The organism is Bradyrhizobium sp. LB8.2 (assembly GCF_040548035.1).
Classification (GTDB): Bacteria; Pseudomonadota; Alphaproteobacteria; order Rhizobiales; family Xanthobacteraceae; genus Bradyrhizobium.
The window spans coordinates 14257-38813 of the sequence record NZ_JBEPQV010000035.1; the positions used below are offsets into that span (position 1 = coordinate 14257).

Consider the following 24557-nt stretch of genomic DNA (forward strand, 5'->3'; position numbering starts at 1 on the left):
TGGCTCAGCCGATCAGGCGATCAGTAATACCGGCGCAGCACGCGATGGCCGCCGTAATACGGCGCATGGCGAGGAGCATAGCCGTAACGCGGGCCGTAGCCGTAGTGCGTGCGCGGCAGATAGCGGGCGCGCGGTCCGTAGCCGTAGCGATACGGACGATAGTACGGCCGATGATAGGGATAGGCGCCGGCTGCGACTGCGGCGGCACGATAGCCATAGCCGTTTCCATAGCCATAGCCACGGCCGTAGCCATAGTTGGCTGGCGCAACGACTGCGTCCTCACGATAGGTCGGATACGGCGCGAAGGCGCCCGGACCGGTATAGGTCGGGCCCTGGTTGACGTAATAATACTGCGTGGTCGGCTCGGCGAGACGCTCATAGGCACCATAGCCATAGCCGCCGCAGCCGGTGTTGCAGCCGGAATAGACCGGCGCAACCGGCTGGCACGGATTGAAGCCGCAGGCCGCGGCCGGCGCGGCCCCGATGAACATCACGGCAGCCGCCGCGACCAGTCCCGAAATCATCTGACGCATTACACTCTCTCCTGTTGATTTTCGTTTGTTGGATTTTGTCGTTTCTTAACCCGGCCGCCTGCCGGGCATCTCCGCACGTGGCCGCGGGCGAGGACGCCGCGGCTGCTCGTTGATCTCAGGCGCGAGGATCACCGGCGGGGGATCGACGGGCACGTCCATCTGCGCCGGCAGCGGCGCCGATTGCGCGCCCCAGCTCTGGTGATAGCTCTCCGCCGGCTTCGGCAATTTGCGGTTCGCGGACGGCTCGACCTCGAGCCGCCCATAGCCGGGCCGCAGGCCCAGCGTCGGGTAGTAATGGCCGACGTCGGCAGGCTGCCGCTCGGCGACATAGCGCCCGCCATAGATCGTGGGCTGCACCTGGACGTTCTTCCCCAAGCCCCAGGTACCCTCGATCACGGTATAGGACGCGTCGATGTTGTTGATGATGATGGGCACGCCCGGACGGCCGGGAATGACGATATCGAAGCCGCCGCCGGCAAAAGCGGTTACGGGCAGTCCGATCAGAAGCGCTGCGAGCGCCAGGGCGCGCATGGAAAGGATCCCGGTTATCCAGTCCACAACCTATCGGATCGTCGGGCCGAGTGGGTTAAGGGATGCCGGCAAAATTCCGGTAAGCCTAACGCGTAGGGATCGGAAAGCACTTCAATGCAAGCGAGCGCGCTATCAAAGCATTAACGTGCCCACGGCGCGGCTTACGCCTCGACGGACGGGTTGCATGCCACAAAATGCACATCCCCTGCGGGTTCACGCCGATGTGACCGCACTTGCGCCAAATTGCGGAACGAGCTGCCGACGGTCGCACTTAGCAACGGTCTAACAACATGGAGAGAATGCCATGATGAGCCTGAAACTGATCGGCGCGGCCGCGATCGCTGCGACCGCGTTGGCAAGCCCCGCACTTGGTCAAGCGGCCTTCTCCAATCCCGCCGCGTGCCAATCCATGTTCCCCAGCGCGAATTGCCAGAATATGGGACGGGGCAGTCCCTACGCCACCAGCCGTCAAGAACGACAATATCGGCGAACGGCCTACCGCGACCAGAACCGCTACAATGACGTGAACAGAGCGAACAACGGCTTCGGGCCGGTGGCTACTGCGGGCGCGGTTGCAGGCGCCGCCGTCGGGACCGCGGCAGCCGTTGCCTCGGCGCCGTTCCGCAGCTGGGACAACTCGTACGCCTATGACAATTCCGGCGGCTACGGCAGCTACAACCGCAGCGAACAAGGTTGGTATGGCAATTGGGATACCTACGCGGCTCGCAACGGCATCGTTTGTCGGCCCGGCACCCGGGTCAAGGGCGACGACGGCCGCCAGCACATCTGCCAATAAGGTGGCATAAGTCGAGCAAATCAGAACAGGCGGCCTTCGGGCCGCCTGTTTCATGCCCGCGACGATCTTGGCGGGTTCTGGCACTTTCCAACCAAGTCTGATATTGCGGCGCGCACGGGGACAAACTCGGCGCATTGCCGAGCCCTGCCCGCTTTCCTGGCGTCGCCGGCTTAGCTCAGCGGTAGAGCAGCGGTTTTGTAAACCGAAGGTCGGGGGTTCAATCCCCTCAGCCGGCACCAATTCGTGTCTGTTTCCAATATCTTACCGCTCATCGTCCAAACACCCCCGCGTACTGTCCCCAAAGTGTCCCCGTGCATCGCATGCCAGAAGGCTTCGATGGCGGCGGTAGCTTCCTTCTGGAACAGCGGGTCAAACTCAGCATAGCGCTCGGTGACGCCCTTCCCGTGCCCGAGCTGGCCTTGCACCTCCCACTTCGGGACGCCCTTGGAGCGCATCCAGCGGCCCAGGGTATGGCGCCATGAGTAGAGGGTCACCGACTGGTCGAAGCCCGCACGCAGCCGCGCTTTTCTCCATGCCGTCCGCACCGATTTGACCGGCTTACCCTCGAACGAGATAACCGGGCCACTGTCCTTCTTGATAGGCAGGAGAATGGCTTTGGCAAACGCGGGAAGGCGTACGACGGGCCTTCGTTTTTTCGATTGCTTGCGCCCGGGCTTGTTTAGAAAAATCAGGCCATGTTCCCAATTGAACTGGCACCAGTCCAATTGAAGGATGGCCGCAGGACGGGCTGTGGTGGCGATGAGGAGAACGTTCATAAGCCAGACATGGTCTCGCAGCTCGCTGAGCAGACGCTTGCCTTCCTCGATGCTCACAGGCCGCCCCATGGGCTCCTGCTCCCCAACCTCCAACAACGTGAACGGAGGGACTAATGGGATCTCCCCTTTCTTCCACGCCATACGGACCGCGGCGCGCCCTGTGGAGATGATGTTGTTGATGTACTGAGGTGCGAGCCCGGCTTCGAGCAAAACGGTTTTAAACCGCTCCTGCTCAGTGAAGGAGCAAGCCTCCTCCACAGTCTTTTCGCCGAACTGGTTGAGCCAGTAGTCGCAGTGGCCCCGTGTCGTCGGCGGATGGGAGGTGAATTGCCCGCGCTTGTCCCAATAGCGGGCAATCACTTCGGCGATTTTGACCTGATCGACAGATTGCTCCGGCTGGGATTGCAGCACGTACCAGTCGTTCAGTCGCTGTTTGGCTTCCTCAAAATCCGCCGTGCAGAGAGAGACGCGCTGGGTCCCGCTCCCTTCTCGCCAGCAGCGATACCAGGAAGAGCTTCCCCGCCTTTGCCCGAGCCAGTAGGACCCGAGCTGGAAAGGCTTTCGTCCGGTTCGTTTGGCCATTTTCCGGTCCCGTAAATTATCAGGTCAGCAATATTGAAGCCCAGGTATCTCACCCCATCCTCGCCGGACTTGGTGGGAAACTTATTTTTGAACATGCCCGCCCGGCGCCACCTTTTGAGGGTGGACACATCACGCTTCAAAAATCCCGCCGTCTCTTTCTCGGAATAGAAGAGATAGAGCTGAAAGCCATTTGCGAGCGCAATGTTGTCACGCATCTTATCGTGCTCCGCCGAGCCCCAGATAATATAGACCTCACTCACGGGACACCTCCAAACATAGGCATGCTCATAGTGGGAACAATACCAGACGGGCAACTTTTGCCGTGGCGAAACATGATTTCTGTAAAGGTCGGTAGCCCGAAGATGACGACAACAACCATTAAGCCCTTAACAGCCTTAATGGCCTCCATGGTCCAGGCGCAGGCCGCGAAGTACGCCAAGGCCATGAAGTGAATCACGAAAACCCATGGCTCCAGCACTGGCTGGAGGAGTTGCTTTCCCCAGCACCACGCGAAGGGGTAGCCCGTGACTTCCGCGCAAACCCAGTTCAGGACGAACACCGCGGCGACGAACGCCGCCGCGGTGCCGTTGCCATCCAGCTGCTTTACCTTCGCCGCCACTGCTTCCTCCGCTTATGAGAGTGAGGCTTATGATGGTAGACCTTGGCGCTCGGCCGGTAAGTCGGCGCCAAGGGGCTTTGGTAGGCATTACGGGGCGCCCTGTTCTGAAAGGCTGACCAGAGCGCCCCGAGGATGCCGGAGACGATGCGCACCGCCAGGGTCACGAAGAATATGAACACCTGGACGGCGAGCTTCAGGATGGTTTCGATGAGGCCAAGCATCGTCACCCGACCACCCGCGGCAGTTCTTTCAACTCCTTCGGCGCCCCGTTGTGGACACCAAAGAGGAAGCGATCAGTGAAGTAGACGCGCTCGACTGGGTTGTAGTAACGGCTCTTAAAGATGCCGACTACGCGACCATTCTTGCCGACATCCAAACGCTCCAACATGAAGGTCTGGCGCCCGCCCGCCGTCCAGTAAGCCGGACGAGCAAGGCGCAGTATCTGTGCATCGCGCTCGGTGTTCAGTACATTCTGCTGGAACTGGCGGATGCGGCGGCGATCGACGCGGGGCTTGCGCTTCTCGACGACGACCGCGTGCGGCGCGACACCGCGCTTCTCCACGATCCGGATGACATGGCGATTACCAATGGGTACGAGATACTTCATTTTCCTCTCCTCTTAGCTTGCGACGCGGCGGCTCAGGTGCTCGACAAGTGTGAGCTGGCCGTTGCGGATGGCGAAGATAAAGCGGTCATTGATTTTCTGACCACGTGGGGTTTGGTGACGGCAGTCGATGTAGGAGATCGGCTCGCCGGTCACCGTGGAGTAGGCCGTCTTGTGGAATAGCCCGACCGCCAACCCTTCCGGCGTGTCGAACACCGGATGGGTCGCACGGAGCTTGGCGAACGTGCGCTCCGTGGGGGAAAGCCTTTCGCCGGGCTGCGGGAAAGGGCTGCAGTCTAGGTAGGCGATCCCCTTCATGGTGGGGACTTTGGGCTCGTCCATGATAATCTCCCATGCGTTACCCCGACGGCCGCTCGGCCCGGGGATGGGAGCATCTTGATACGTTCTCTGAAAAGCGCAGTATTAGTGCCCTATGATTCTCATATTAGCGCGCTAATAGGGCTGCAATGAGCAACGGAAAAGGCGAAGACAACCGCAAAAGGGAAGTTACCAAAAACCAGACCTTTAGTCTTCCCGAAACTTACGAAGAAAAGGTCACCAAACTTTGGAAGAAGACAGGACTCAAAACTCGAACAGCAGTTGCCCAAGCAGCTTTTGATTTGTTCGAGCAGGAAACTTTCAATCCTCGCCCCGATACAAAGTCGTTTGAACAAATTGGACTTGTCGGCGTCTTGCAACAACCCCATCGACACGATTTCACTGAACATCTACGAACAGCTCAAAACGTATTCATTGCCCTAACCGATTTCCGCACGTGGCTTGGCCAACACGGCCATTTATTTGCACTACAATCACGCTCGTGGAGTGACGATCGGAATACCACGATTCTGGCAATGAACCGAAATCCAAAACCAGTTCCCGAGATCGAAACCATCCAAGCTCTTGAATCTCTTTTCCCACCGGGCTCATTTCAATCCGTAAAACCAGCAAGTTTTTCGATCCGGCGAGCTCCCATCGTCGCCACAAACTATTTTTTATTCGGCACAGACACTGAGTGCTGGGTCACGCCAACTTCGCCGGTACCGGTATTCCAGAATGTCTCTTATGGCCTTCATTTCGTCACGCCCACAAAATTTGGATACGATGATGCCCGCTCCCCTCTCAATCTGATGTCATGGACAACCGGCTTCGCTTGGACACATGAACGGAAAGAAAGCCCTGAAAATCTAGTTTATGCCTGGGTGAACGGCCTGTTGAATTCGTAGACCGCTACGCCCCTTTAAGCTCTAGTGCCATTTTTACAGCATCTGTTATCGGTGCCACTGGAATAGGAGACCATATGACTCGCAGATGACTGCGAGTCTGAAGCTCCGCATAATGTGGCAGCATGGCAATCCCGTTTATCCTGCATCGACACGTCAGCAAGGGGACGCAAAAGCAGCCTCACACGGCTGCTGCGCACGTGCGCTATATCTCTCGTCAGTCGGCGACGGTTTATCGCTATGCGGAGCGGATGCCGGTCAACTGGCATGCAGCCCAGCGTTTCCTCTGTGAGCGCGAGGAGCGCATCCGGAAAGACGGTCGGGTCATCGACAAGCTGACCATCTCCCTCCCCCGTGAAATGACCATGGACCAGGCGGTCGATACCGTCCGGAAGTTCGGCTTCCATCTCAGCCTGGGGCGGGCGCCGTTCTACTTCACCATCCAGAACTGGGGCGAACAGAATCCCCACTGCCACTTCATCTTCGTTGATGCCGATATCGAGACCGGCCGGCGTGTGTTCAAAACCACCGATCGCAACAGCACCGAGCGGATCAAGGACCTGTGGGAGAAGGTCTGTAACTCAGAACTTCAGGCTCTCGGCATCGACGCAAGTATTAGCTTTTCAGAAGCGGCTGAGCTGAAGGCGGCGAAGCTGGAAGCCGAACGCTATGAGGCGGATCAGAAGGCGGAGCCGGAGCAGACTCGGCCCCCCGCCGATGAGATGCCCCTAGACGCCCCCACACAGGAGCTACCGGAGCCAGACGAAGAGCCTATCCCTGCCGAGGAAGAAACCGACGCAGAGGACGCCCCAGAGGGCGAGGACGACATGGCTCTCACCCGTGCCCAAAGATTCAACCACGCTCGCCGCGATCTGAATGAGCTTCGCATCCTCAAGGACAAGCGCCAGGAGGTGAACCGGCTCAGGACCGAGTACGCCTACTGGCGCGAGGAAGCCAGGACCTCGCGGGAGAAGGCCGAGCTGGCTAAAGGAGCCCATGAGGACGCCATAGCTAGGACCGGCACCGCGGGCGCCACCTACGAGAAAACCCACTTTATGGGATTCCGGCGCGGTGTGAACCTCGACTTCGGCCTGTTCAAGATCCGCTCTAAGGGTATCGACCGGGCCATCCAGGCTGAGGCTGAATACGAGAAGGCCACCTACGCTCAGGCGTTACGGGCGGCGGACTTCCGAGAGGCCAACAACTACGCGAACAACACCATCGTGAAGGTGTCGGAGCTGGAGGAGAAGGTCCGGGGTATCGACGCCCGGGTCAACGAGATCGAGCACTCCATCGACCTGCACGAGCGCATCAACGGGTTCGAGCGCGACCTTGAGGCTGCCGAGGGATTCTTCAATGACACCATCGGGAAGTACCTCAAGGGGTTCAGCCCCAACGACATCATCGACGCGTACGAGAACGACGAAATCACCATCACGGATGCCAAGATGTTCCTCGCCGAGATGGGGCACCCCGAGCTGGTCAACTGGATCGAGGCGCAGCAGGAAGAACAAGCCGTCAAGCACTAGCGCAGGACGGGCTTGCCTTTCTTGATGGAGAACGTCCGCAGCCCCTTGATGTTCAGGTTGCCACGGATCGCAAACGAGATTTCCTCGTCGGCCCGCCGGAGTTCGTCCGCCTTGACGCGACGGCGGGCTTGTTCGTTCTTACCGCTGGTTTCACCGTACTCCCCCTGATTACGGGACCCGCTTTCGATGGTCATGTCGCCGATCATCTTGCTGTAGGTTTCGTTGACCTCCATGTCCTGGTTTCCGGGCAGGACGATATGGTCACAGCCGTTGAACAGGGTTTTGGCTTCTTCCCCGTACCAATGCTTCATCGCGGAGAAGCTGAGAAAGCCAAGCCACTGGCTGTAATTGGCCTTCCGCAATTCGTTGTGTCCATCGAGAAGAGCGTTGCAGGTCCCCAGCCGGGCAGCCTCGTCAATAAACGCTTGCAGACCTCGCGGATTGGGGATGCCGGTGGCGTCCCACTGCCGGCGGATTGTGTTGATGGCGTTGCCGAAGACCACGCGAGCAAACTCTCCGCCTCCCGGTGCCAGGCCGGTCCGGACGAAGAGTGCGCAGGGTTTGTCATGGCTCAGCATATCCTCGAAGGACCAGCCCCGCTGGTTTGTTGGGGTGGGAGTTACCTCCCCAATACGGCGCATGGACTCGAACGTCCAGACATCCAGCTTGCGGAGTGAGGTCGACTGCATGCCTACCCCTTCGTCACCCTTCATCTTGGCGAAGATCTCCATCGCGTTGAAGTCGTAAGGGTACTTCTCCATGCGCTTGATGAGGGCATCCCGCTTTTTGTCGTTCAGCAACTCATCAACGCATTCTGCCAGGGTTCGCTTCCCGCCTTCGAACATGAGGTTCAGCGTAATCACGTCCTGCAGCATCTTACGGGCATAATCGACGAAGTGCGGCTGGCGCGAGTTCGGCTCCGGGGCAATCAGCAACTCGCACAGCGCCTGGAGGTCCCCGCGGTAGTTCATGCTCTTCGGGTCGAGGTAAGACTGGACATCGTACCGGATGCCCAGGCTGGGATTGACGGTATCAATCTTCTCTATGACGTACCCCGCCTCCTCCAGCATGGATTTTCCTCGGGTATACAGCTCGTCTGCCGGGTCGTGGATGAGCAGGTGCTCTCGCCGGTTGGGCTCGACGAGCATCTTATTCTTGAAGTTGGCCAGCGCGTTTTGCGACTTCCCCTGTCCCGGTCCCGCCAACACGATCACGCCACGGCGCGGGCGCCCGTAAATCCGCTTCCCGGATTTCGTGAAGGCGAGAAGATAGGAGCCGTAAGGCTCAAACGCTCCTGCCTTCCTCAACCCCTTGTCCGTGGCCCAGTCCGCATCGCCATGCGTGGTTAGCCCCTTTTGCGTTCTGATGAGCTGCCACACATACTTCACGATGCCGAATACGACGCGCAATACTCTCCACAACAGGATGGGTACGCCGAACAGGATAAAGCCAAGTACCTTTAACATTCCGTCCATGTTATAGTCCCTTCGCGTTTCCGCACATCTCAAATCGTTTCACACCCGCAGAGAGGACTCTCATGCGCACGGCAGACCTGTATTCAAAAGTCACTGACAGCATCATCAAGCAGCTGGAGGCAGGGGTTATTCCCTGGACGAAGCCATGGGCCATCGAAAAGAAAGCCGGTATCGCCTACGTCCCCACGAACGTCGCTACTGGGCGTCCCTACTCGGGGATAAACACCTTGCTTCTCTGGGCCGAAGCTATGGAGCGGGGTTTTCATTCCCACTCCTGGATGACCTTCAAGCAGGCGAACGACATCGGCGCGCACGTCCGCAAGGGCGAGCACGGCAGCACGGTGGTCTTCACCAAGTGGACGGAAAAGCCGGATGAAACGTCCGGCGAGATGAAGAAGAAAAGCCTTCTGAAAACGTACACGGTGTTCCACGTTGAGCAGCTGGAGAAACTTCCTCCAGCCTACCAAGCCACTGTCGAACCACCTCCGGAGACGGAGGTTTACGAAGGGGCTTTAAGGCTCATTCGCGATTGCGGCTTGGACCTTCAATACTCGGGCACGAAGGCGGCTTATTACCCCCAACGTGACCAGGTCGTGCTTCCCCCCTACTCGTGGTTTGAAAGTCCGGACGAGTTCTATGGGGTGGCCTTTCACGAGGTCATCCACGCAACCGGCCACAAAGACCGCCTCAACCGCAATCTCTCCACCAGGTTCGGCAGCAATGCTTACGCCTTCGAGGAGCTGGTTGCGGAGCTCGGAAGCGCCTTCCTATGCGCTCACTCCGGCATCCCTGCCCGTCATCGCTCGGCCTCATACGTCGAGAACTGGCTGACGGTGCTGAAGGACGACAAGCGGGCAATCTTCCAAGCCGCTTCCTACGCCTCTCAGGCTGCGGACTGGGTAAGGCATCAGGCCGAACCCGAGGTGCAGCCTGAGACCCAACGCCAGATCTCCGAGAAGGAGATGGGCGATTCCATTGCGTTCTGACGCTTTGAAAACCTCAGCCCCGGCCTAACCGCCGGGGTTTTTCTTTGGAGATTGCCCATGACCATCAGAATCTCACGCAGCATGTTTCCCGGCTCGCGGGCCGAGTACATGAAGTGGGCCGGCACCATCGCGCAGCCCTATCGCTCGATGATCGAGACCGAGGACACCGTGACCCGGCGAGAGGCTATCGACATCGGGTATGCTGTTTTCCGGGACCGGAGCCAGCCCCTGACCGAGGTGGATAAGCACTTCCTCGTCGAACTGTTCTACGAGATCATGAAAGACGACCACCCCGCTTAGGCGGGGTGTTTTATTTGCACGCCGCTTCCATCGCGACATCGAGGGTTGTGATTTCCGCTATCGTGGCCTCTGTGTCGTTCACGGAAACTGTTGGCGCGTATCTACGATATGTCGCGCACCCGGCCGCGCTGTTCGAGGAAGCGCAGGCGGTCAGCAGGAGACCAGCCGCGAGAAGCTGCAGCAGCTTTGTCGGCTTCCTCGATATGGTCCAGCGCATCTTCAGCTTGCCGTCCTTGTTGGAGTTCGGAGCCAACAACTGCGGCGCCGGCAGGCATGAGCCACGGCTTCAGGATCTCCCAAATAGCGAGGACGGCTGAGGTAAGCCACGCTGGCATTACTGCACGATGGTGGGGCTGGCGGCCGTGCCGAGCGTGGTCTTGATATTGGTGATTTGGCTGCCGACGGCGTTACTGAGGTTTTCGGTGCCAGGTACCAGGCCGAGCACACCGATCACGCCGCTGAGGACGAAGACGATGGCTACCTTGCCGAGGTTGCTCTTGATGATGGTGTAGAGGAGCTTCAGTGCTTCCAAGCTTTTACCCTTTCCTTATTCAAAGGGTGAGCCGAGCTTGGCAATGTGTCAAAGAAAAAAGGCCGCTGATGGGTGGGGGGGAGGAAGCGGCCCTTCCCGTCTTACGTCGCTCGTTACAACAGGAGCAGCGCCGCGGGTAAGGTCAAGCTGACACGGGGCCAGCTATCTGTCTACTTGCTCTTATCGCTCCACAGCGTCGGCTTGGACCGGTTATCGAGGTGAATGTGTCGGTCGCACACTTCAATCCCCTTGATCCCCGCCTTGATGGCTGCGGCGACTATGGCGTAACGCGACGAGCTGTCAGTGCATGCGATATCGGCCGCCTCCCCGGTCAGATGTCGGCTCGCACTGGCGCCGCCGATCAGCTTGTTATGTGCGGCGGTTCGATAACCCGCCGTCACCCGCCATGGGAATGAGCAGAAAGAGCGCGCCACATCGAGTTTTGACAGAAAGCCCGGATGCATCTTCGCGCCAGAGCCAGGCGCGTCCGGGCTATCGAATTCTACGGGCTTAAAGAATCTCACCGGCGACGAGCAGTCGTTCCGATTTTCTGCTTCATGAGAAGGTCAGTGATCTGGTTCAGACCTTCTTTTACCTCATTAAAGTCGGCGGCTATGTCGGCTTTCATCACGCTCAGGTCCGATTTTTTCACATAATTCTCAGACACGTGGAGCTTATACGCATCGTGATCACTTCGCATTGCGTTGAACTGCCGGTTGATCCACAGAACCCACCCAATCACCATCACGCACAACGAGCCAAAGGCCGACCATCCCCAGTCGGCCAGTTTCTCGTACCAATTGATGGCGGGGAGTTCGTTTGCCACTATGGATAAACATCCCGGAAGATGGCATCGCCGTAGACCTTGAACTTGACCAGCTTCTCCGTCGCGCCACTACCGGTGCAGGCGGGATAGCTAATCATCGTGGCGTACAGCATCGGCGTCTGACCAATGGTCTCGAAGTTCGGCTCAGTGCTCCCCGGCTCGATCAACGCGCCATAGCGGAAGACCTGCACATTCGTCGCGGAAGGGTCCTCTGCGCACTGCATGTCTTTGCGGTAATCCGCCCAAACGAAATGCCGGGGTTCCGTCCAGTTAATCAGGTCCGTAGACAGGGCGATGTAGTAACCGTCGTCGGCGCGGTCGAAGGGCTTCTTCGCGCTCATAAGGGCGACGAAGGTGGCGGAGGCGTTGGCTGTCGGCTCGCGCTTGCTGATGCTGTGGACGCGCATGGGGGTGGTGTCGTCAAACTTGGCCTCCAGCGATGTACCGCGGACGACGCCCAGGTTGATGATCTTCCCGAGGTCCTGCCCGTCCATATCCATTTCAGTCTTCAGGCTGCGCCACTGCGTCAGGCGGCGGATGTACCAGTCATTCCACTCTGCATCGACGTGCTTCCGGATGAGGTAGTTCCCCTCCTTCTGGTTCATGTGCTGGCGGCTGTAGACGACGTCATAGAGGTAGTCGCCGACCTGGATAATGTTGGTGGGGTTGGTGAAGCCGTATTCATGGCCGACATTCGGCACGTAGCCGAAGTTGTTGCGAATGACGAGGCTGTCCGAAGGAGCGTACCGGTTGAAGGTAACGCCACCATCGGTGCTGTAGAGCGCGGTGACGACGTTGGCCCAGCAGTCCTGATACCCGCCGGTGCATCCTGAGATTGAGGGGTAGCGGTGCCCGTGGTATTCGACGTGGGCCAGGGCATGGACATTCTCAGTGTTGGACGGGTCAACCCATAGCGCGTGAAGCCACTCGAAATCCCGATAATCGTTGTAGTCCGGGTCCTGCGCGCTGATGAGGGCTGGGTCCGCATTCCGGGAAAGGTGGTTCAGGTCCGGCGTGCTGCCAATGCCGTCAACCCGGAAGCTCGCATACTGGCTCCCCGCCACGAGCGTGACTGAACTGTTGATCTGAATAACCCGTGCCGGCGTGTCTGGCAGCTCCGTGGTGCTGACGGGCGGGTACGCCGAGGGAATGGCGTTGAGGACGTTCGCGGTCAGCCCAACCGGAATGATGGTGGGAGAGACGGCAAACGCCGACGCTGCCATCAGGCAGAGCGCGGCTATTAGGGATTTCATGTGCTTCGCTTTCATTGCTATTGAGCGCCCACGGCCTGCATGTACGTGAGAACGATTGCGCTTTGGCTCGCCTGTTGCGCAGCGCTCAGACTATCCCCCATCGCAACGAAGGCATCTTGGTGAGTGCCGCCGGAGTTGATTGCGCCCGTGGCGGAGTTCTTGGCGCCGATGTAGAGGAAGTCATTGTCCACACCCACAGAAGCGCGAGTAAGCGTTTCAACAGCGGCCCCGTTCTTGTAGACGATGAAATTTCCCGCAACAGAACGGTCAAACGACGTTAGGCCGACACTGGTGCTGAAGCTGCCCGCCGCCCCAGTGGTTGAAGTGTTGTTTTGCGAAAACCCGCTAACATTGTCGCCAATTGACCGTCGGGGAATAATCGCCGTGGAAGATGTGCCGGTCGCATAGGTATTAGCCGCCACGTTGTTCAGGATGAACACGCTTAGGTTTTCGCTGTTCTGCGCGATGCTAGCAGTTGTCGGGTTGAAACCCGTGTTCAGGGCTGAAGTGTTATTGAAGGTCCACCCACGGTCGGCCGTGAATGTCGGGCTACCTGTGAACACGACAAGGGTGTTGGTGACAGGGTTTTTCCAGTTAATCGCGGAAGCGCTGGCATCGCTCGCCGCCAAGAAGTAGATGACTTTTTGCTTGGTCCAAATTCCCGAAGACTTGAAGTCGGTAACGACGGTGTCGATGGCGATGGTGTGCGACGTATCCTGTGGAGACATCGCAGCCAGGATCGCAGTGGTCTCGGTATTTCGAATTGAATATCCGGTCGAGGCAGCGGGGAGAGGACCCATGCGGCCGGGGAAGCCCGCCATCACGGCTACTTGGGTGCCGTCGATAATTGTTGCGGCTTGCGCACACGACAAAAGCCCCGCAGTCAGCAGGGCAATGGCGAGGACGAGTCGCCGCATCAGACTACGGCTTCATTAGGTCGATGTAGAGAACACCGCCGGAAGCGTCTTGAATCGCAGAGATGTAGGTCGTCCTGCTGGGGTTCTGAAGAACCTTGAAATACTCCGGGGTGTTCGCCGGCAGCAGTGTGTCGTTTGTCGTGGCGGTAACTGTGGACCCACCCTCTTTCTTGTGTACCGCTGTGGTCGCCGCGTAACGCACCACACGGGTGTCCGAAGGCAGCACCAATGTCCGCGAAGCTGTTCCTGTGTAGTTCAAGGTGCGGGTTTCGCTGACTTGGAAAACGCTCTGCCCGTCAACACCGGAGCCGTATGCCTGCGCGTGGGAAAGGATTGGAAGCAGCAGAAGTGCCGCAGTCAGTCGGAGTTTCATTCCGTTATCTTTCGTTGGTTGATTAGAGCGCGGTTTTGCATCCATGGCAATTAGTTCGTCGCAGTGTTGCGCCGAGAACGCATTGCGATGGAGCCGTTCGTGATGTTGCCGCTGCTGAAATAGAATTTTACGGCGTTAATCTGAGACGAAGTCGCGACGCCCACGAAGCCGCCGCCGGATACGAAGGCGATACCGGAGCTAGTGTTGTTTGCGTGGGTACACGACCACGTCAATTGTTTGACGAGTGTCGTCGAGCCAGCGCTGAATAACTGGACTACGCCGCACAATGGGTTGTTGCTCCCGTTGTTCACGCCCCCGGAGGTCTGGCTGAGGTCTACCTTGGTGCCCGTATATTCCCCCTCCTGGGTGCTCGATGCCACGCCTCCCGTAGACACCTCAGAGATACGTTTCGCATAGGAGTAGTTAGTGACCCAGGACGAGCCATTGTTGGTAGAAACCTGCATTTGCAGCACGGCACCGCTGGTCGCTGGCTTCAGCGAGATCAGCTCAAATTCGATTAGATCTTTGGTGGGGAGGTTCGTGAATGTGAGCGTCGCAGAGGCGCTTGCAGTTTGGACTGTACCGGGGTTCACGCCGCTTATTGCGGGGGCGCCGGAGGTGGCTTCAGCAATAGCGAGCGGGTTATCGCGCAAAGCGCGCACGTTTGATTGGGTAAGAGGCTTATCTTGCGCTAGGGAGGCATCTGCGAGAGTGGTGTAAGTCGTCAACTACAGAGCTTTCATTGCAAGAATCATCACACGATATGCGGGCCTTGGGCAAGGTCGCTCATCAGTCCGGCGTCGTTGCTGATAAACATGTAGGAGCGACGCTCTGTGTCACTCGCTGCGGTCCAATCCGGTGTTGCATCCGGCGCGATGAGCGCTGCACTGCCCGTCGTGCTTTGCACCTGTATCGCCTTGAAAGCGTAGATACTCCCCACAACCATTTCCCGGCATTCTGTGACCAGGTATCGGATAGTAATGGGAGCGCCGGTTTCGTCCTGGATCATCCGGGACGCCACGTCTACGAGGTCCCCGGTGTTGAGTGCATCCTTCGCGTCGAGCTGGAAGGAAATCTGGCGGGGCGTATCTTTGAAGCGACCGAGTAGCCGCGCGCCTATTTCGGCAGCAAGCTGGTCGGTAGGCACCCAGCGGTTGAGAATAACCCGGTCGGCCGCCGTGCCGTAGGCGTTCACGCTTTCGCCGGTAACGTCCACCTGGATGGACACGCTCTTGAAGTTCTCGGCCTTCAGATCGGAGGTCGGCGCGTTCAGCGAGTAGTAGGTGATAACCTTGCTGATACGCTCCTTCTGGAGGTCCGACACCACGAATGAGCCGGCGAGAATGTTGCTGGTCTCGTCAATCATAAGTGGCGGCGAGGACGGCAGCGGCGGCGCGATGACCTTGAACCTCACCTGGGCCGCGATGTCATCCCACCACAGGATGCAACCCGTGCTCTCGATAATCTCTTCGAGCAGGTCTTTCACCCCTTCCGGCTGGGTAAGCAGCACCGTTGACGTGAAGGTGGACAGCCACAGGCCATTCTCGGTGTTCCAGTCTGCTATGGTGATGTAGGAGGCATCGAGCCCCGCGTAATTCACCAGCAGGTCATTGATTATGTAGGGAATGGTCTGCGCAGTGTAGCGGAGGCACAGCTGCACTTTGCTCGATATATCGTGGTCGTCCGCTGTGGTGCCATCAGTCCCTCGTGTCACCCCGTTGAGGGTGTCCCCGCTCTTGCTGGAGTAGGTCAGCACCTCATCGTCAATGCGGAGTGTCCCTGCGGCCGGGTAGTCGGCCCCTGCCCCGGTTGGCAGCAGCGACAAAGTTGTGGCGGCGGCAAGCAGGGCCGCGCTCAGTACGCCCTGACTTTGCGCCGGAGCCTTGGACTTCTCTGCGTCGGCGAAGCGCAGCGCATCCTTGCCGACAATCTTCACCGTGCCATTTGCCGAAATCTCAATCGGCCGGTCGATGAAGTAGGTGCGGCTTTGGGTGTAGATTACCCGGTCATCCTCGATATACCCGGTGCTGACCTTCAGCACGCGGTTTTCCATATAGATGTTCCTGGCTCGAAGCTTGCCGAAGAAGGTGCCCTGGTCGTTCGGCGTATAGCTTCGCGTGCTCACGTAAGGGTCCACACCCCGGTCGTGGTGGGGGAAGTCCTCCAGCGTGATCGTCACCGAAGCGCTGACCGAGAACCCTTTTGGGTCGATTTGCGTGGGTGCGATGTCGATGGAGCTGATGCAGGGGAAGACATTCTCACCGATGGGCAGGAAGGACGACTTCTCCGTGAACTTGTAGGTCTTCGTCGTCTTGCTGTAGTTCGCGGTATCCTGACAGCTCTTATAGGTGTTGAAGCATTTCTGCGTGCCTGTCGTGCCGACGGCGGCGGTACATGGCGCCGAGCCGTACACGTTCGCGCAGCTATCCAGCACAAGCTCCACGATGGTGATCGGCTTCCGCCCTACCCTCACCCTGATGGTATCGAAGTCCGTCACTCCACCAGCCCCTTAATCGGGATGACGACGCCCATGTAGCCGTAGTTTGTGTGCTCCGGTTTTGGAACCTGGTCCTCCACCCAGCAGTACACGGCCTCATCGGGGTGGTTGGTGATGTCCGGGATGAAGAAGAACGCCCGCTTCTCCGCCGCTTCCGCGAAGTCCAGCCAGTTCGTCCGCATCCAGGAGTCGCTGGCGCCCTGGACGATGATGTCGGTGGCGATGCCCCTGGAGATCACGCTGCGCCCCAGGAAGGCGCCGCCATCCGCCCGGCTGGTGATGAGCTGGGTGTCGCGCGCAAAGATCGGCGGTGTCCAGTCGAGGTACATGCCGTATTCGAGAGTGAGCTGCGGTCCAAACGAGATGCAGTTCAGCGAGAACACGTCTGTGGCGACGACCACCACCCGCCACTTATCCGTGGTGCGGCTGTTGTAGGTTTTAAATTGCGGCGAGTTGTCGTCCGGGTGGATGGCGGCGAAGGCGTCGATGTACGTGCCGGTCCCGGAATTCCAATACTGGAGGCGGATACTGTTCGAACCGCTGAGTTGGTAGAGGTCCTGTCCGTAATAGGCGAAATAATCCGCCGTCATCGGGCTGGGGAGCGTCAAATCAATAGTGATGGTGCCGCTCGCAGCTGGCTTGAACCAGTCCCCCGTTTTCCAGTCGTAGCAGTTTGCGACCGGAAACTCCGGGTCCTCACTGGACGCGACGACCGTGCCGTACTCCAACAAGTTCATATAACCGAGCCGGGCGTTCGAGGTCGGCATCAGCTCACCGTCACCACGTTGAGGCGAGAGCCGCCTGCGAGGGCGTCGTTCAGCCCTTCGATAATCTTCCGCATGGTGTTGATGGAGTAGAAGCCGTCGGGATCGCCATGAAGCTCCACGCGCACCATTTTGGTCGGCGCCTCCGCTAAATCGCCCGAAGAGCTGGAGCTGGACGTGTCGCCCGGACCGCCCCCTCCGCCACCTGCGCCACCTGCGCCAGCAGACGATACCCCGCCACCGCCACCGAATGACGTGGAGGCTATGGCGGCGATGTTCGCGGCTTGGGCCGCAGCGGCGACGCCGGCGAATGCTGCCCCAAGAGGAGGTCCGCCAAGAGCGTTCCCGAATTTGTAGGCATCGACGATAGATTGTCGGGCTGACAGCAATGCCTGAGCGAGGGATGCGGCCTTCTCCAGTTCGAAGAATGCTTTGTTATGCTGCGCAGCCTGTTGGATGCTGGAGCGAAAGCTCTGCCCTTGCTCTTTTACAGACTTGTCCTGGTAATCCACTTGGACGCCAAGAAAGCCTTCTGCAGCGGCCTGTTCGTCACTGAGGAAGGCATCACGATACTGCTTGCGTAGTTCGGCCAGGCGCGACTGGTAATCCAGCTCAACCTTGAGAGATTGCTCATTGAATTCCTCCTGGGTGACGGCCTTCTTGTTCAAGGCCTTTTCCAGCAGATCCTGCTCTTCTTGGTGACGCTTCTCTAGCGAGGCCATGGCCTCAGCCGCATCTACCTTGTTCGGGTCGGTCTCGGAGATGAGGCCGGAGCTTTGCTGCATTACCCGCTGACGAAGCGCTGCCCGAGCGTCTGCCGCCCGCTGCGCTGCCGCCGAAACGCCGGGCGGGCTGGACTTACCCAGGGTATAACCGCCCGTGCTGCCTTTATCGCCGCCGAGGCCGCCACTAAGCAGACCGCTTCCTGTTGATCCGGCGAGAAGACCGCCATCCGGTCCGGGCGTCGAGGTGGGGCTATAAGGCGCGTTGACGACTTGCCGCCGGAGCCGGATGGCTTCGACACGTTCCGCTATCTGCGCCTCCGGTATAAAGGCCATATTGTTGCCGCCGCTCAGCTCCTTGAATGCCAGTTGTCGGTCTCGAAAGTGGCTAAGGACGTTGCCTAGGGCGGCGGACGCCTTTGCCGCTACGGAAACAATGTCCCCAAGGTATTCGGCAAACGCCTTCATTCCTTCGACGGTCGCGGGGTCGTTGAGCTGCTTGGTTAGTTCCTTCACTGAATTCGTGACAGCATCCAGGAAGCCGCTCTCGGCGATTTTCGCCTGCAGCTCGAAGAGGGCATTACCTAAGCGGTTAAAAGCGGCCTGGGCACCGGTAGCGGCTTCCTCAGCCGCAGCGCCGAATTCCCTCTTCAGCCCCTGCCCTAGCTTGATGAGGTCGCGGGTCGTTACCTGCCCGTTCTCGACCATCTTGATGAACTCTGCATTCCCTTTGCCCATCGCCTTCGAAAACACCTGCAGCGCGCCAGGCAGGCTTTCCCCGAGCTGCTGTTTCAGCTCTTCCATGCTGACCGTGCCCTTGCTCGCCATCTGCGAGAGGGCGATGAACACGAGCGAGGTTCGCTCCGCCGACAGCCGCATCCCGGTCGCGGCCTCACTCACACCCGTGAAGATGTCCTTCGTCTCCTGGAAGGTCAGTCCTGACCGAAGGGCGGAGGCAGCGAAGCTGGCGAAGCCGTCCGCAATGGACCTGAAGTCGAGACCCAGGCGCTGGGCCTCACTCCGCACGAATGCGAGTGATTCCGCGGTGATGTTGGCGCTACCCGTGGCAGCACCCATCTTCGCGGTGAGGGATTGCATTTGAACGCCGGCATCGACGAAGCTCTTGCCAACCCGGAATGCGGCCCATACCGACGCGAAAGCCAGCACCTGCGTGCGCAGGCGCGCAAACATATTCCCCACGCTGGTGGTGATTTGGTTGCTTTGAGACTCGAAGGTCCGTACATCGCGGATTGCGGTGTTGAGACTGCCCTGTAGGCCTTTTACGTCCGCTTTGAGCTCAACAAGGAGGGTTTCGAGGACCTGACTCAATTACCTCGCTTTCTCTTGTTGCCCTCTTCCTCTCGCTTCATCGCGAGGAATTCGTTGCGAGACACCGGATCAACCGTGTTGATGCCCTTGGACCGCAGATAACCCTTCATCGCAGAAGTGTACTCGTAAACGGTGGCGTCCCAAAATTCTTTCGGAGACCACATAAGAATTCCCATCGCTGAGGACATGACATCCTCCCAGGGAAACTCCGTTACTCCGCCGGAGCCTTCTGAGGCTTTCCCATCTCCGCGCCTTTCAGTGCATGGCCAGCGAATTTAACGATGGAAGTCATCAGGTCCGGGTTATCGAGTCCAATATCAAGGATCGCTTCACCGACATCATCCAGCGTCATGGCCGTGTCGCCGTAGCCTTTGAGGCCGTGCCAGACGATGATTGCGGCCTGCTCCAGGCCCATTTGCTCCAACCTCATCAGAAGCGGGATAATATTGGTCTTGAGGTCACGTTCGATGCCACGGATGGCGCCGAAGGTCGCGCGCATCACATGCTCCTCACCCTTTAAGGTGATGGTGTATTCGTTGCGAAGGCGCTCACTCATTATTGGGGTAGCCTTACCGCGGTCAAACTCACCCCCGCCGTTCCGCTCATGTTGACCCGGACGGTGCTGCTGGTGGTGTTGTTCCATCGACCGACAGGGAACGGCCCGGTAATGACATAAGTCGCCGAGGGGATGCTGACGGTCTGGTCGGACAGGGTAACTGTGCCGTATCCGGACTGCGTCATTTGTGTCGCCTGGGTGACGATGGTGGCAGTCACAGCGGAGCCACCGCCTTTGATGAGCAGGGCGCTGTAACCGTCGTTGGTGAAGTAGTTGGTGCTGGCGGCGTTTTGCATCCCGGTAAGCGCGAGACCCGTGACCGACAGATCGGTGGTGCTGACCGTTGCTGCTTGCGCCTGCACATCGGCAGAGAACAGGGCGACGAGCGCCGTCGCGGCGAACAGAAGTTGGCGGAATGTTGAGTGCATCATGGTTCTCCTTAGCTGAGTACTACTGCCCCGGCGCTTTCGAGGTTCAGGCTGTTGGCAGCCGCGCCGTTGTAAGTCGTTGTGGGGTTGAAGCTGGTAATCATGAAGGAGCCTGTGAAGGTTTTCCCACCCAGGACGAACTGGTAGTTCCGATGGGCGTTGACCATCGCATCGGTCAGCATCGCGGTAGCAGCAGCGTCCTCAACGTAGACGCCCTGGAATTTGATGGTGATGGACGTTACCCCAGCTCCTTCGAGGAGCTTGCGGATGCCAGCATCGTCAGAGTTCGTGATATCGACCGGCTCGTTGTTGATGCTCAGGTCGGCCTGACGCGCGCCGCCGACGGCGACAAAAGCGGTACCGTTGTAATATTTCAGCAGGACATTCCGTCCCTTGATTGCGGGCATCTCCTCTAACTTTCCTTGGTGGACTTTTTGGCCTTGGGTTCGAGAACCGCCAAGCCTTCAGAAATCAATTTCTGGGAAATCTCTTCGGGCAATTCATAAACTGACCCGGCATCGAGGTGCACCGTGGACGCACCATCAGGTGAGTACAGGTGATTCCTCAGCATTCGAACTTGACTCAACGCATACGCTTTCCTTGGAAAGAATCTTGCACCGCATTTCGGAAAGCGCGCAACATTAAATTGCGAGGACCTTGAATTCGATGAAGGACTGGTAGGTGCGCCCGTCAGGTTCAGGGAAGCATCCGGCCACCCCGTCGAACTCAATCATCACCAGTTCATTGTCTGGCAAGGCGAGATTAACTTCGTTGCGATTCAGCGAGTTGTAGATGGCTTCACGCATCACGAGTGCGGTGCCCGGCTTGTTCTCACGGGCGAAGGCCTGGACACGAAGGGTGTGCTCCATTCCTGCAAAGGACTGGGAGGAGAATGGAACACTGTTACAGGTGATAAGGACGAAGGGGTATACTGGCTTTTTCGGTACCGCCCCAACGACCCGCTCTCCGACGATGCCGGCGAGCGTTGGATTAGCTTTCAGAACCGCCACGGCCTGCTTAAGAAGGGCGCGCGCGTTATCGGCCATTGAGGCCTGCTTTCATCGCTCTGGCTACCCGTTCAGTTGCCTGCTTCATCAAAGCCTTGAATGTCGGCCGCGCAAAAGGACGCGGTGCCATGCGGCTTGTCCCTACCTCAAGCGGGAGAGCATGCTTGGAGCTATTGGCCCAAATGGCCACCAGCGGGTCCGTCAGTCGGTAGTACATCTTGCGGACAAGTTCGCCGTAATCCGTGTTCGGAAACTCACCAGGTGCTGACGCGATGTGGATGCGCTTTCCCCGCTTGTAGGCGCGACCGGAGCCGCTGTTCTTCTGGATGCGGATGATGGCGTGCCCGTTCATCTCAGCCACAGAAGCCAGCAAGGCGTTGCTGACCGGGTTAGACACCTTCGCAGGTATTTGGGAGAGCTTCCGCACCAAGCTGTCTACGCCGCGCACGGTCATTGTTCCGTCCCCGCGTCGAGCATCAGCCGCAGCCCGACCTTTGAGCCTATTTCAGAAACGGCGAGGACATTGCTGGGGACGCCGTTCACGACGACACGCAGTCCGATTGCCTCCTCGGTCGCTTTCAGGTCCTCACGGTAGGCAATGGTCATTCGCCGGCTGACCATTGATGCGGCGCCGCCGTCGTTCAGCCCCTTCACCTGATTACGCGGGTTGTCCCAAACCGCCTTCACCGTAGTGAGATCGGTCCATGTCGGATTTTCAGGATCAAAGTCGCCACCTGTTTCGGAAGACCCCTGTTGCAGGGTTACATCAAAACCATGCCGCGTGAGCATCCCGGCGACTTGGGCGGCAAGGCGAGTATTGATGCTCACGTCCGGACAAGCTTCGCCATTCCCGTCGTCGTGCTCATCCCGCCGATTCCCCGCAGCATCGTGCGGAGGTAGTCGTATTGGGCTGAGACCTGGGTGAGGTCGTAATCCACCTGTACGTCCCCGATACGCTCGCTCTTCACCGCACCACCAGATGACACCAGCTCCATTGGTTGGAGCCGACCGCCCAGGGCAAGGTTGGCGAGTTCCGCGGTGGCGTTCTTGATGATTGTGGGGATGTCTTCGAGCAGGCGCCCTTCCCGATCCCAGACACAGTCACGAGGCCAACCTAGGGTTTGAGTGATGTCGGCAATAGCGCCCTTCCACTTGAAAGATACGTCGAGGAAGCTGGTGGCTTCGATGATGGCCGCTTCCTTTGCCTGGGTTGTGGCTGCTGCCCATGCCGTAGAAGCACCGCGAGCGCTCAGGTAGGTCGTGACCTCCTGAACGCTCGCATATGCGTCAACGCCGACTTGCATTAGCTGACGGGATCTTCCGCCTTCGGAGCTTGGGTCTTAGGCTGCTTGGGCTCGCCCTGCTTCTTGCCGCGCGGTTTAGCACGGGGCTTGTCAGGGTTCAGCTTGTCCTCGGCCGGAGCGGAGGGCTGCGCTTTCGCGACATTCTCCAGGAATTCGTCCGGGGTGCGGACGGTGATGCTTCGGGCTTCGTATCCTTCGCGGATGACCACACTGTTCGGGCCTTCATCGAGGATAATTTCAGTGAACTCCGACTCGAAATCAGCTGGGCCGAACATGCTGGCATTACGCTCGCATACCGAGATGCGGCGGACGGACAGCACAGAGGCGAAGGCCAAGTCAGCAAGCTGGCCGTGATGGTAATAACCGATTTTCATGGTGTTGCTCCTTATTGGCTCACCACCAGGCGGAAGCCCGGCAGGTCTTTGTGGCTGGTCGCGTTGCGGGTCCAGTTGGACGCGGTCGCAACGGTGCCAGAGGTCGGGTTGTTCCCGCCGCCGACGGTGTTCCACTTGTAGCCGCGCAGTTTAAGGTTATAGGCGCCCTCAGCTTGGCAACGCTTGATGAGGTTTTCCTTGCCGGTGATGTCGTCGAAGACCACGTCGGTCTGCTCGGAGATGTTGACGACACCCGCTCCGCGCTGCAGCCCGAGAATGGTGTACTTGCCGTTTGCGGAAAGCGTCGGGCTGTCGGTCACGATGACCGGGCGGCCCAAGGTGGGAACACCACCGTTGTAGACGCTGATGCCGGAGTCGTTGAACTGAGGCGCAACACCGCCCAGCATCCCGCCCGCCCAGTCGTGGAAGGCTGCACCACACATCACCAGGGCGATGACATTGCTGGACTTGTCGCCAAGCTTCTTCATCGCGTTATTGACGTGGACGTGGCTCATCTTGCCGTTTTGACCGTCTCCGCTCACATCGAGGTTGATGGTATCGCCTTCGTTCTGCATCGCAGCGTCAAGAGCGGCAATGACGCGCTCAAGGGCTTCCTGCCGTGTTTCGTCGCCCATCTGCTCACCCATGATCTGGGCATACAGCTCCATGGAATAGCCCATGGTACGGAAGGCATCGCGGGTGGTATCGGCGAGGAACTTCCGCTTGAGTTTTACGGCGATGTCCTCTTCTTGACCCAAGGTCGCAGCAACGGCATCAGCGATGCTGGTAGCATCGCGGCGGCTCAGGCCAGTGAAGTTCTTGAAGAAGGACTCACGGTCGAAGTCGCCCTGCTTAAAGGCATTGACCATGACCAACGCGCCGTTCGAGGCGGCGTTGAACACGTTTGTATTCTGCATGATGCGCTCATAGTGCGCTCCGGCGAACTGCTCGTCATAGTTCACCATGTTGGTGCGGGTGGTTGTCACTTGGACGGACTTTCATTGTTCAATTTCTCTTTCCATGCTTCGAGACCTTCCTTCGCAATGAATTCAGACTTCTCAGCACGCGTCATTTCGGACGTTTTCTTTGCTGTGCCGGCTCCGCCGCCACCGCCGCCTCCACCACCGCCTCCGCGATTGTCGGGAGCAGAGATGAAGGGCTTGTTTGCCTCATCGCCCGCCCACTTCTTCGCGAAGTCAGCTACAGGAGTTCCGTCAACAATGACCCCGCCATCCTTGACTTGCATCTTCTCCCGCGAAGTCGACAGGATGTCTGCCTTGACCGCGCGGATGAATTCCTTCGGCACACCATTCTCAATGAGAGCAGACGTGAGTTGGTTATCAATCTGAAGGTCGGAAAGCTTTTTTACAGCATCGTCCCGGTCCTGCTCAGCCTGACTAAGCTTGGGAGCAAACTCTTCCTCAATGCGCCTCTGGATTTCCTCAGGGGTTCTCCCTTCGTCTTCCAGCTTTTGCATCTTCTGTTTGAGCTTCTTGAACTCAGCGGGGTCTATGCCCTCGTATTTCTTTTTAAGTTCCTTCAGCTCGTCGAGAGCTTCTTCCTTCGCTCGCTTGAGGCCCCCGGCCTCTTCGTCGAGCAGCCTTTTGGCTTCAGCCTTGATTGCGGCCTTCACCTCAGGTGCATTCAGATCAACTTCACTCACTTTCCAAGTCCCCGACTTGTTACTATCTCAGCTCCTTAAAGGTACCGATGCTGAATCA

The 24557-nt window shown here is 58.6% G+C and carries 34 protein-coding genes, 1 tRNA gene and 1 pseudogene; 6 read left to right on the forward strand and 30 right to left on the reverse strand.

Annotated elements, in window-relative coordinates; genetic code table 11:
• Positions 1 to 20 precede the first annotated feature (20 nt).
• Both ABIB06_RS31915 and ABIB06_RS31920 read right to left on the reverse strand, forming a co-directional pair.
• Positions 21 to 533 carry a hypothetical protein gene (locus tag ABIB06_RS31915; protein ID WP_354046521.1) on the reverse strand — a complete coding sequence of 171 codons (513 nt, stop codon included), beginning with the start codon at positions 531 to 533 and terminating at the stop codon, positions 21 to 23.
• A gap of 45 nt (positions 534 to 578) precedes the next feature.
• Positions 579 to 1064, reverse strand: coding sequence for a hypothetical protein (locus ABIB06_RS31920; protein ID WP_354046519.1), 486 nt, complete (start codon positions 1062 to 1064; stop codon positions 579 to 581).
• Positions 1065 to 1368: 304 nt separating this feature from the next.
• On the opposite strand from ABIB06_RS31920, the gene ABIB06_RS31925 reads away from it, so the two are divergent.
• On the forward strand, positions 1369 to 1860 hold the full coding sequence (locus ABIB06_RS31925) for a hypothetical protein (RefSeq protein ID WP_247443362.1): 492 nt from the start codon (positions 1369 to 1371) through the stop codon (positions 1858 to 1860).
• 164 nt (positions 1861 to 2024) lie between these two features.
• Positions 2025 to 2099, forward strand: a tRNA-Thr gene (locus ABIB06_RS31930).
• 153 nt (positions 2100 to 2252) lie between these two features.
• Here the strand turns inward: ABIB06_RS31930 and ABIB06_RS31935 are convergent.
• The 5 genes and pseudogenes from ABIB06_RS31935 to ABIB06_RS31955 all read right to left on the reverse strand — a co-directional run.
• A pseudogene (locus ABIB06_RS31935) lies at positions 2253 to 2777 on the reverse strand (tyrosine-type recombinase/integrase); the annotation flags it as partial.
• A gap of 281 nt (positions 2778 to 3058) precedes the next feature.
• The gene (locus ABIB06_RS31940) at positions 3059 to 3478 is read right to left on the reverse strand and encodes a hypothetical protein (RefSeq protein WP_354069529.1); all 420 of its coding nucleotides are present in this window, start codon (positions 3476 to 3478) and stop codon (positions 3059 to 3061) included.
• On the reverse strand, positions 3475 to 3837 hold the full coding sequence (locus ABIB06_RS31945; protein WP_354069532.1) for a hypothetical protein: 363 nt from the start codon (positions 3835 to 3837) through the stop codon (positions 3475 to 3477). Before ABIB06_RS31945 ends, ABIB06_RS31940 begins: the two co-directional genes overlap by 4 nt.
• Before the next feature lie 223 nt (positions 3838 to 4060).
• Complete coding sequence (locus ABIB06_RS31950) at positions 4061 to 4444, reverse strand: hypothetical protein (protein WP_354069534.1); 384 nt, start codon at positions 4442 to 4444, stop codon at positions 4061 to 4063.
• 12 nt (positions 4445 to 4456) lie between these two features.
• Complete coding sequence (locus tag ABIB06_RS31955; RefSeq protein ID WP_354069536.1) at positions 4457 to 4783, reverse strand: hypothetical protein; 327 nt, start codon at positions 4781 to 4783, stop codon at positions 4457 to 4459.
• A 125-nt stretch (positions 4784 to 4908) separates the two neighbouring features.
• Between ABIB06_RS31955 and ABIB06_RS31960 the strand changes: the two genes are divergently transcribed.
• Positions 4909 to 5667 carry a hypothetical protein gene (locus ABIB06_RS31960; protein WP_354069538.1) on the forward strand — a complete coding sequence of 253 codons (759 nt, stop codon included), beginning with the start codon at positions 4909 to 4911 and terminating at the stop codon, positions 5665 to 5667.
• Between the two features lie 122 nt (positions 5668 to 5789).
• Positions 5790 to 7193 carry a hypothetical protein gene (locus ABIB06_RS31965; RefSeq protein WP_354125687.1) on the forward strand — a complete coding sequence of 468 codons (1404 nt, stop codon included), beginning with the start codon at positions 5790 to 5792 and terminating at the stop codon, positions 7191 to 7193.
• Here the strand turns inward: ABIB06_RS31965 and ABIB06_RS31970 are convergent.
• On the reverse strand, positions 7190 to 8668 hold the full coding sequence (locus tag ABIB06_RS31970) for a type IV secretory system conjugative DNA transfer family protein (RefSeq protein WP_354069542.1): 1479 nt from the start codon (positions 8666 to 8668) through the stop codon (positions 7190 to 7192). The two genes, ABIB06_RS31965 and ABIB06_RS31970, sit on opposite strands and share 4 nt — an antisense overlap.
• 62 nt (positions 8669 to 8730) lie before the next feature.
• On the opposite strand from ABIB06_RS31970, the gene ABIB06_RS31975 reads away from it, so the two are divergent.
• Both ABIB06_RS31975 and ABIB06_RS31980 read left to right on the forward strand, forming a co-directional pair.
• Positions 8731 to 9654: an ArdC family protein gene (locus ABIB06_RS31975; RefSeq protein ID WP_354069544.1), complete on the forward strand. Its 924-nt coding sequence runs from the start codon at positions 8731 to 8733 to the stop codon at positions 9652 to 9654.
• 57 nt (positions 9655 to 9711) lie between these two features.
• Positions 9712 to 9954: a hypothetical protein gene (locus tag ABIB06_RS31980; RefSeq protein WP_354069546.1), complete on the forward strand. Its 243-nt coding sequence runs from the start codon at positions 9712 to 9714 to the stop codon at positions 9952 to 9954.
• 101 nt (positions 9955 to 10055) lie between these two features.
• On the opposite strand, the gene ABIB06_RS31985 is transcribed toward ABIB06_RS31980, so the two are convergent.
• From ABIB06_RS31985 to ABIB06_RS32090, 22 genes are all read right to left on the reverse strand, one after another.
• Positions 10056 to 10229, reverse strand: coding sequence for a hypothetical protein (locus tag ABIB06_RS31985; protein ID WP_354069548.1), 174 nt, complete (start codon positions 10227 to 10229; stop codon positions 10056 to 10058).
• Positions 10230 to 10288: 59 nt separating this feature from the next.
• Complete coding sequence (locus ABIB06_RS31990; protein WP_354069550.1) at positions 10289 to 10486, reverse strand: hypothetical protein; 198 nt, start codon at positions 10484 to 10486, stop codon at positions 10289 to 10291.
• A 170-nt stretch (positions 10487 to 10656) separates the two neighbouring features.
• Positions 10657 to 10950 (reverse strand): D-Ala-D-Ala carboxypeptidase family metallohydrolase, encoded by a 294-nt coding sequence (locus ABIB06_RS31995; RefSeq protein WP_354069552.1) that lies wholly within the window; start codon positions 10948 to 10950, stop codon positions 10657 to 10659.
• 56 nt (positions 10951 to 11006) lie between these two features.
• On the reverse strand, positions 11007 to 11312 hold the full coding sequence (locus tag ABIB06_RS32000; protein ID WP_354069554.1) for a hypothetical protein: 306 nt from the start codon (positions 11310 to 11312) through the stop codon (positions 11007 to 11009).
• Positions 11312 to 12580, reverse strand: coding sequence for a hypothetical protein (locus ABIB06_RS32005; RefSeq protein WP_354069556.1), 1269 nt, complete (start codon positions 12578 to 12580; stop codon positions 11312 to 11314). Before ABIB06_RS32005 ends, ABIB06_RS32000 begins: the two co-directional genes overlap by 1 nt.
• A gap of 2 nt (positions 12581 to 12582) precedes the next feature.
• Positions 12583 to 13482: a hypothetical protein gene (locus ABIB06_RS32010; protein WP_354069558.1), complete on the reverse strand. Its 900-nt coding sequence runs from the start codon at positions 13480 to 13482 to the stop codon at positions 12583 to 12585.
• Positions 13483 to 13486: 4 nt separating this feature from the next.
• A complete protein-coding gene (locus ABIB06_RS32015) occupies positions 13487 to 13855 on the reverse strand; it encodes a hypothetical protein (protein WP_354069560.1) in 369 nt (122 codons plus the stop codon).
• Between the two features lie 50 nt (positions 13856 to 13905).
• Entirely contained in the window at positions 13906 to 14583 is a 678-nt protein-coding gene (locus ABIB06_RS32020) for a hypothetical protein (protein ID WP_354069563.1), read from the reverse strand.
• Between the two features lie 26 nt (positions 14584 to 14609).
• Positions 14610 to 16352, reverse strand: a complete 1743-nt coding sequence (locus tag ABIB06_RS32025) for a hypothetical protein (RefSeq protein WP_354069565.1) — start codon at positions 16350 to 16352, stop codon at positions 14610 to 14612.
• Entirely contained in the window at positions 16349 to 17119 is a 771-nt protein-coding gene (locus ABIB06_RS32030) for a hypothetical protein (protein ID WP_354069567.1), read from the reverse strand. The genes ABIB06_RS32025 and ABIB06_RS32030 overlap by 4 nt, the downstream gene beginning before the upstream one ends.
• Positions 17119 to 19167 carry a tape measure protein gene (locus ABIB06_RS32035; protein ID WP_354069569.1) on the reverse strand — a complete coding sequence of 683 codons (2049 nt, stop codon included), beginning with the start codon at positions 19165 to 19167 and terminating at the stop codon, positions 17119 to 17121. Before ABIB06_RS32035 ends, ABIB06_RS32030 begins: the two co-directional genes overlap by 1 nt.
• Complete coding sequence (locus tag ABIB06_RS32040) at positions 19164 to 19442, reverse strand: phage tail assembly chaperone (RefSeq protein ID WP_354069713.1); 279 nt, start codon at positions 19440 to 19442, stop codon at positions 19164 to 19166. Before ABIB06_RS32040 ends, ABIB06_RS32035 begins: the two co-directional genes overlap by 4 nt.
• Complete coding sequence (locus ABIB06_RS32045; protein WP_354069571.1) at positions 19379 to 19723, reverse strand: GTA-gp10 family protein; 345 nt, start codon at positions 19721 to 19723, stop codon at positions 19379 to 19381. The genes ABIB06_RS32040 and ABIB06_RS32045 overlap by 64 nt, the downstream gene beginning before the upstream one ends.
• The gene (locus tag ABIB06_RS32050; RefSeq protein ID WP_354069573.1) at positions 19723 to 20154 is read right to left on the reverse strand and encodes a hypothetical protein; all 432 of its coding nucleotides are present in this window, start codon (positions 20152 to 20154) and stop codon (positions 19723 to 19725) included. Before ABIB06_RS32050 ends, ABIB06_RS32045 begins: the two co-directional genes overlap by 1 nt.
• 8 nt (positions 20155 to 20162) lie before the next feature.
• Positions 20163 to 20558 carry a phage major tail protein, TP901-1 family gene (locus ABIB06_RS32055; RefSeq protein WP_354069575.1) on the reverse strand — a complete coding sequence of 132 codons (396 nt, stop codon included), beginning with the start codon at positions 20556 to 20558 and terminating at the stop codon, positions 20163 to 20165.
• Between the two features lie 234 nt (positions 20559 to 20792).
• Positions 20793 to 21197 carry a DUF3168 domain-containing protein gene (locus ABIB06_RS32060; protein WP_354069577.1) on the reverse strand — a complete coding sequence of 135 codons (405 nt, stop codon included), beginning with the start codon at positions 21195 to 21197 and terminating at the stop codon, positions 20793 to 20795.
• Positions 21187 to 21612, reverse strand: a complete 426-nt coding sequence (locus ABIB06_RS32065; protein ID WP_354069579.1) for an HK97-gp10 family putative phage morphogenesis protein — start codon at positions 21610 to 21612, stop codon at positions 21187 to 21189. The genes ABIB06_RS32060 and ABIB06_RS32065 overlap by 11 nt, the downstream gene beginning before the upstream one ends.
• On the reverse strand, positions 21609 to 21986 hold the full coding sequence (locus ABIB06_RS32070; RefSeq protein WP_354069581.1) for a hypothetical protein: 378 nt from the start codon (positions 21984 to 21986) through the stop codon (positions 21609 to 21611). Before ABIB06_RS32070 ends, ABIB06_RS32065 begins: the two co-directional genes overlap by 4 nt.
• A complete protein-coding gene (locus tag ABIB06_RS32075; RefSeq protein WP_354069583.1) occupies positions 21983 to 22462 on the reverse strand; it encodes a DnaT-like ssDNA-binding protein in 480 nt (159 codons plus the stop codon). Before ABIB06_RS32075 ends, ABIB06_RS32070 begins: the two co-directional genes overlap by 4 nt.
• On the reverse strand, positions 22462 to 22836 hold the full coding sequence (locus tag ABIB06_RS32080) for a hypothetical protein (protein WP_354069585.1): 375 nt from the start codon (positions 22834 to 22836) through the stop codon (positions 22462 to 22464). Before ABIB06_RS32080 ends, ABIB06_RS32075 begins: the two co-directional genes overlap by 1 nt.
• A gap of 11 nt (positions 22837 to 22847) precedes the next feature.
• Positions 22848 to 23822: a major capsid protein gene (locus tag ABIB06_RS32085; protein ID WP_354069587.1), complete on the reverse strand. Its 975-nt coding sequence runs from the start codon at positions 23820 to 23822 to the stop codon at positions 22848 to 22850.
• Entirely contained in the window at positions 23819 to 24499 is a 681-nt protein-coding gene (locus ABIB06_RS32090) for a hypothetical protein (RefSeq protein ID WP_354069589.1), read from the reverse strand. Before ABIB06_RS32090 ends, ABIB06_RS32085 begins: the two co-directional genes overlap by 4 nt.
• Between the last annotated feature and the right edge of the window lie 58 nt (positions 24500 to 24557).

Excerpts from the sequence above, each read along its gene's own strand:
- ABIB06_RS31915 (WP_354046521.1), bottom strand. The coding sequence starts at position 533 with ATGCGTCAGATGATTTCGGGACTGGTCGCGGCGGCTGCCGTGATGTTC.
- ABIB06_RS31920 (WP_354046519.1), bottom strand. The coding sequence starts at position 1,064 with ATGCGCGCCCTGGCGCTCGCAGCGCTTCTGATCGGACTGCCCGTAACC.
- ABIB06_RS31925 (WP_247443362.1), top strand. The coding sequence starts at position 1,369 with ATGATGAGCCTGAAACTGATCGGCGCGGCCGCGATCGCTGCGACCGCG.
- ABIB06_RS31950 (WP_354069534.1), bottom strand. The coding sequence starts at position 4,444 with ATGAAGTATCTCGTACCCATTGGTAATCGCCATGTCATCCGGATCGTG.
- ABIB06_RS31955 (WP_354069536.1), bottom strand. The coding sequence starts at position 4,783 with ATGGACGAGCCCAAAGTCCCCACCATGAAGGGGATCGCCTACCTAGAC.
- ABIB06_RS31960 (WP_354069538.1), top strand. The coding sequence starts at position 4,909 with ATGAGCAACGGAAAAGGCGAAGACAACCGCAAAAGGGAAGTTACCAAA.
- ABIB06_RS31965 (WP_354125687.1), top strand. The coding sequence starts at position 5,790 with ATGGCAATCCCGTTTATCCTGCATCGACACGTCAGCAAGGGGACGCAA.
- ABIB06_RS31970 (WP_354069542.1), bottom strand. The coding sequence starts at position 8,668 with ATGGACGGAATGTTAAAGGTACTTGGCTTTATCCTGTTCGGCGTACCC.
- ABIB06_RS31975 (WP_354069544.1), top strand. The coding sequence starts at position 8,731 with ATGCGCACGGCAGACCTGTATTCAAAAGTCACTGACAGCATCATCAAG.
- ABIB06_RS31980 (WP_354069546.1), top strand. The coding sequence starts at position 9,712 with ATGACCATCAGAATCTCACGCAGCATGTTTCCCGGCTCGCGGGCCGAG.
- ABIB06_RS31985 (WP_354069548.1), bottom strand. The coding sequence starts at position 10,229 with ATGCCTGCCGGCGCCGCAGTTGTTGGCTCCGAACTCCAACAAGGACGG.
- ABIB06_RS31995 (WP_354069552.1), bottom strand. The coding sequence starts at position 10,950 with ATGCATCCGGGCTTTCTGTCAAAACTCGATGTGGCGCGCTCTTTCTGC.
- ABIB06_RS32005 (WP_354069556.1), bottom strand. The coding sequence starts at position 12,580 with ATGAAAGCGAAGCACATGAAATCCCTAATAGCCGCGCTCTGCCTGATG.
- ABIB06_RS32010 (WP_354069558.1), bottom strand. The coding sequence starts at position 13,482 with ATGCGGCGACTCGTCCTCGCCATTGCCCTGCTGACTGCGGGGCTTTTG.
- ABIB06_RS32015 (WP_354069560.1), bottom strand. The coding sequence starts at position 13,855 with ATGAAACTCCGACTGACTGCGGCACTTCTGCTGCTTCCAATCCTTTCC.
- ABIB06_RS32030 (WP_354069567.1), bottom strand. The coding sequence starts at position 17,119 with ATGCCGACCTCGAACGCCCGGCTCGGTTATATGAACTTGTTGGAGTAC.
- ABIB06_RS32045 (WP_354069571.1), bottom strand. The coding sequence starts at position 19,723 with ATGAGTGAGCGCCTTCGCAACGAATACACCATCACCTTAAAGGGTGAG.
- ABIB06_RS32050 (WP_354069573.1), bottom strand. The coding sequence starts at position 20,154 with ATGATGCACTCAACATTCCGCCAACTTCTGTTCGCCGCGACGGCGCTC.
- ABIB06_RS32055 (WP_354069575.1), bottom strand. The coding sequence starts at position 20,558 with ATGCCCGCAATCAAGGGACGGAATGTCCTGCTGAAATATTACAACGGT.
- ABIB06_RS32060 (WP_354069577.1), bottom strand. The coding sequence starts at position 21,197 with ATGGCCGATAACGCGCGCGCCCTTCTTAAGCAGGCCGTGGCGGTTCTG.
- ABIB06_RS32065 (WP_354069579.1), bottom strand. The coding sequence starts at position 21,612 with ATGACCGTGCGCGGCGTAGACAGCTTGGTGCGGAAGCTCTCCCAAATA.
- ABIB06_RS32075 (WP_354069583.1), bottom strand. The coding sequence starts at position 22,462 with ATGCAAGTCGGCGTTGACGCATATGCGAGCGTTCAGGAGGTCACGACC.
- ABIB06_RS32080 (WP_354069585.1), bottom strand. The coding sequence starts at position 22,836 with ATGAAAATCGGTTATTACCATCACGGCCAGCTTGCTGACTTGGCCTTC.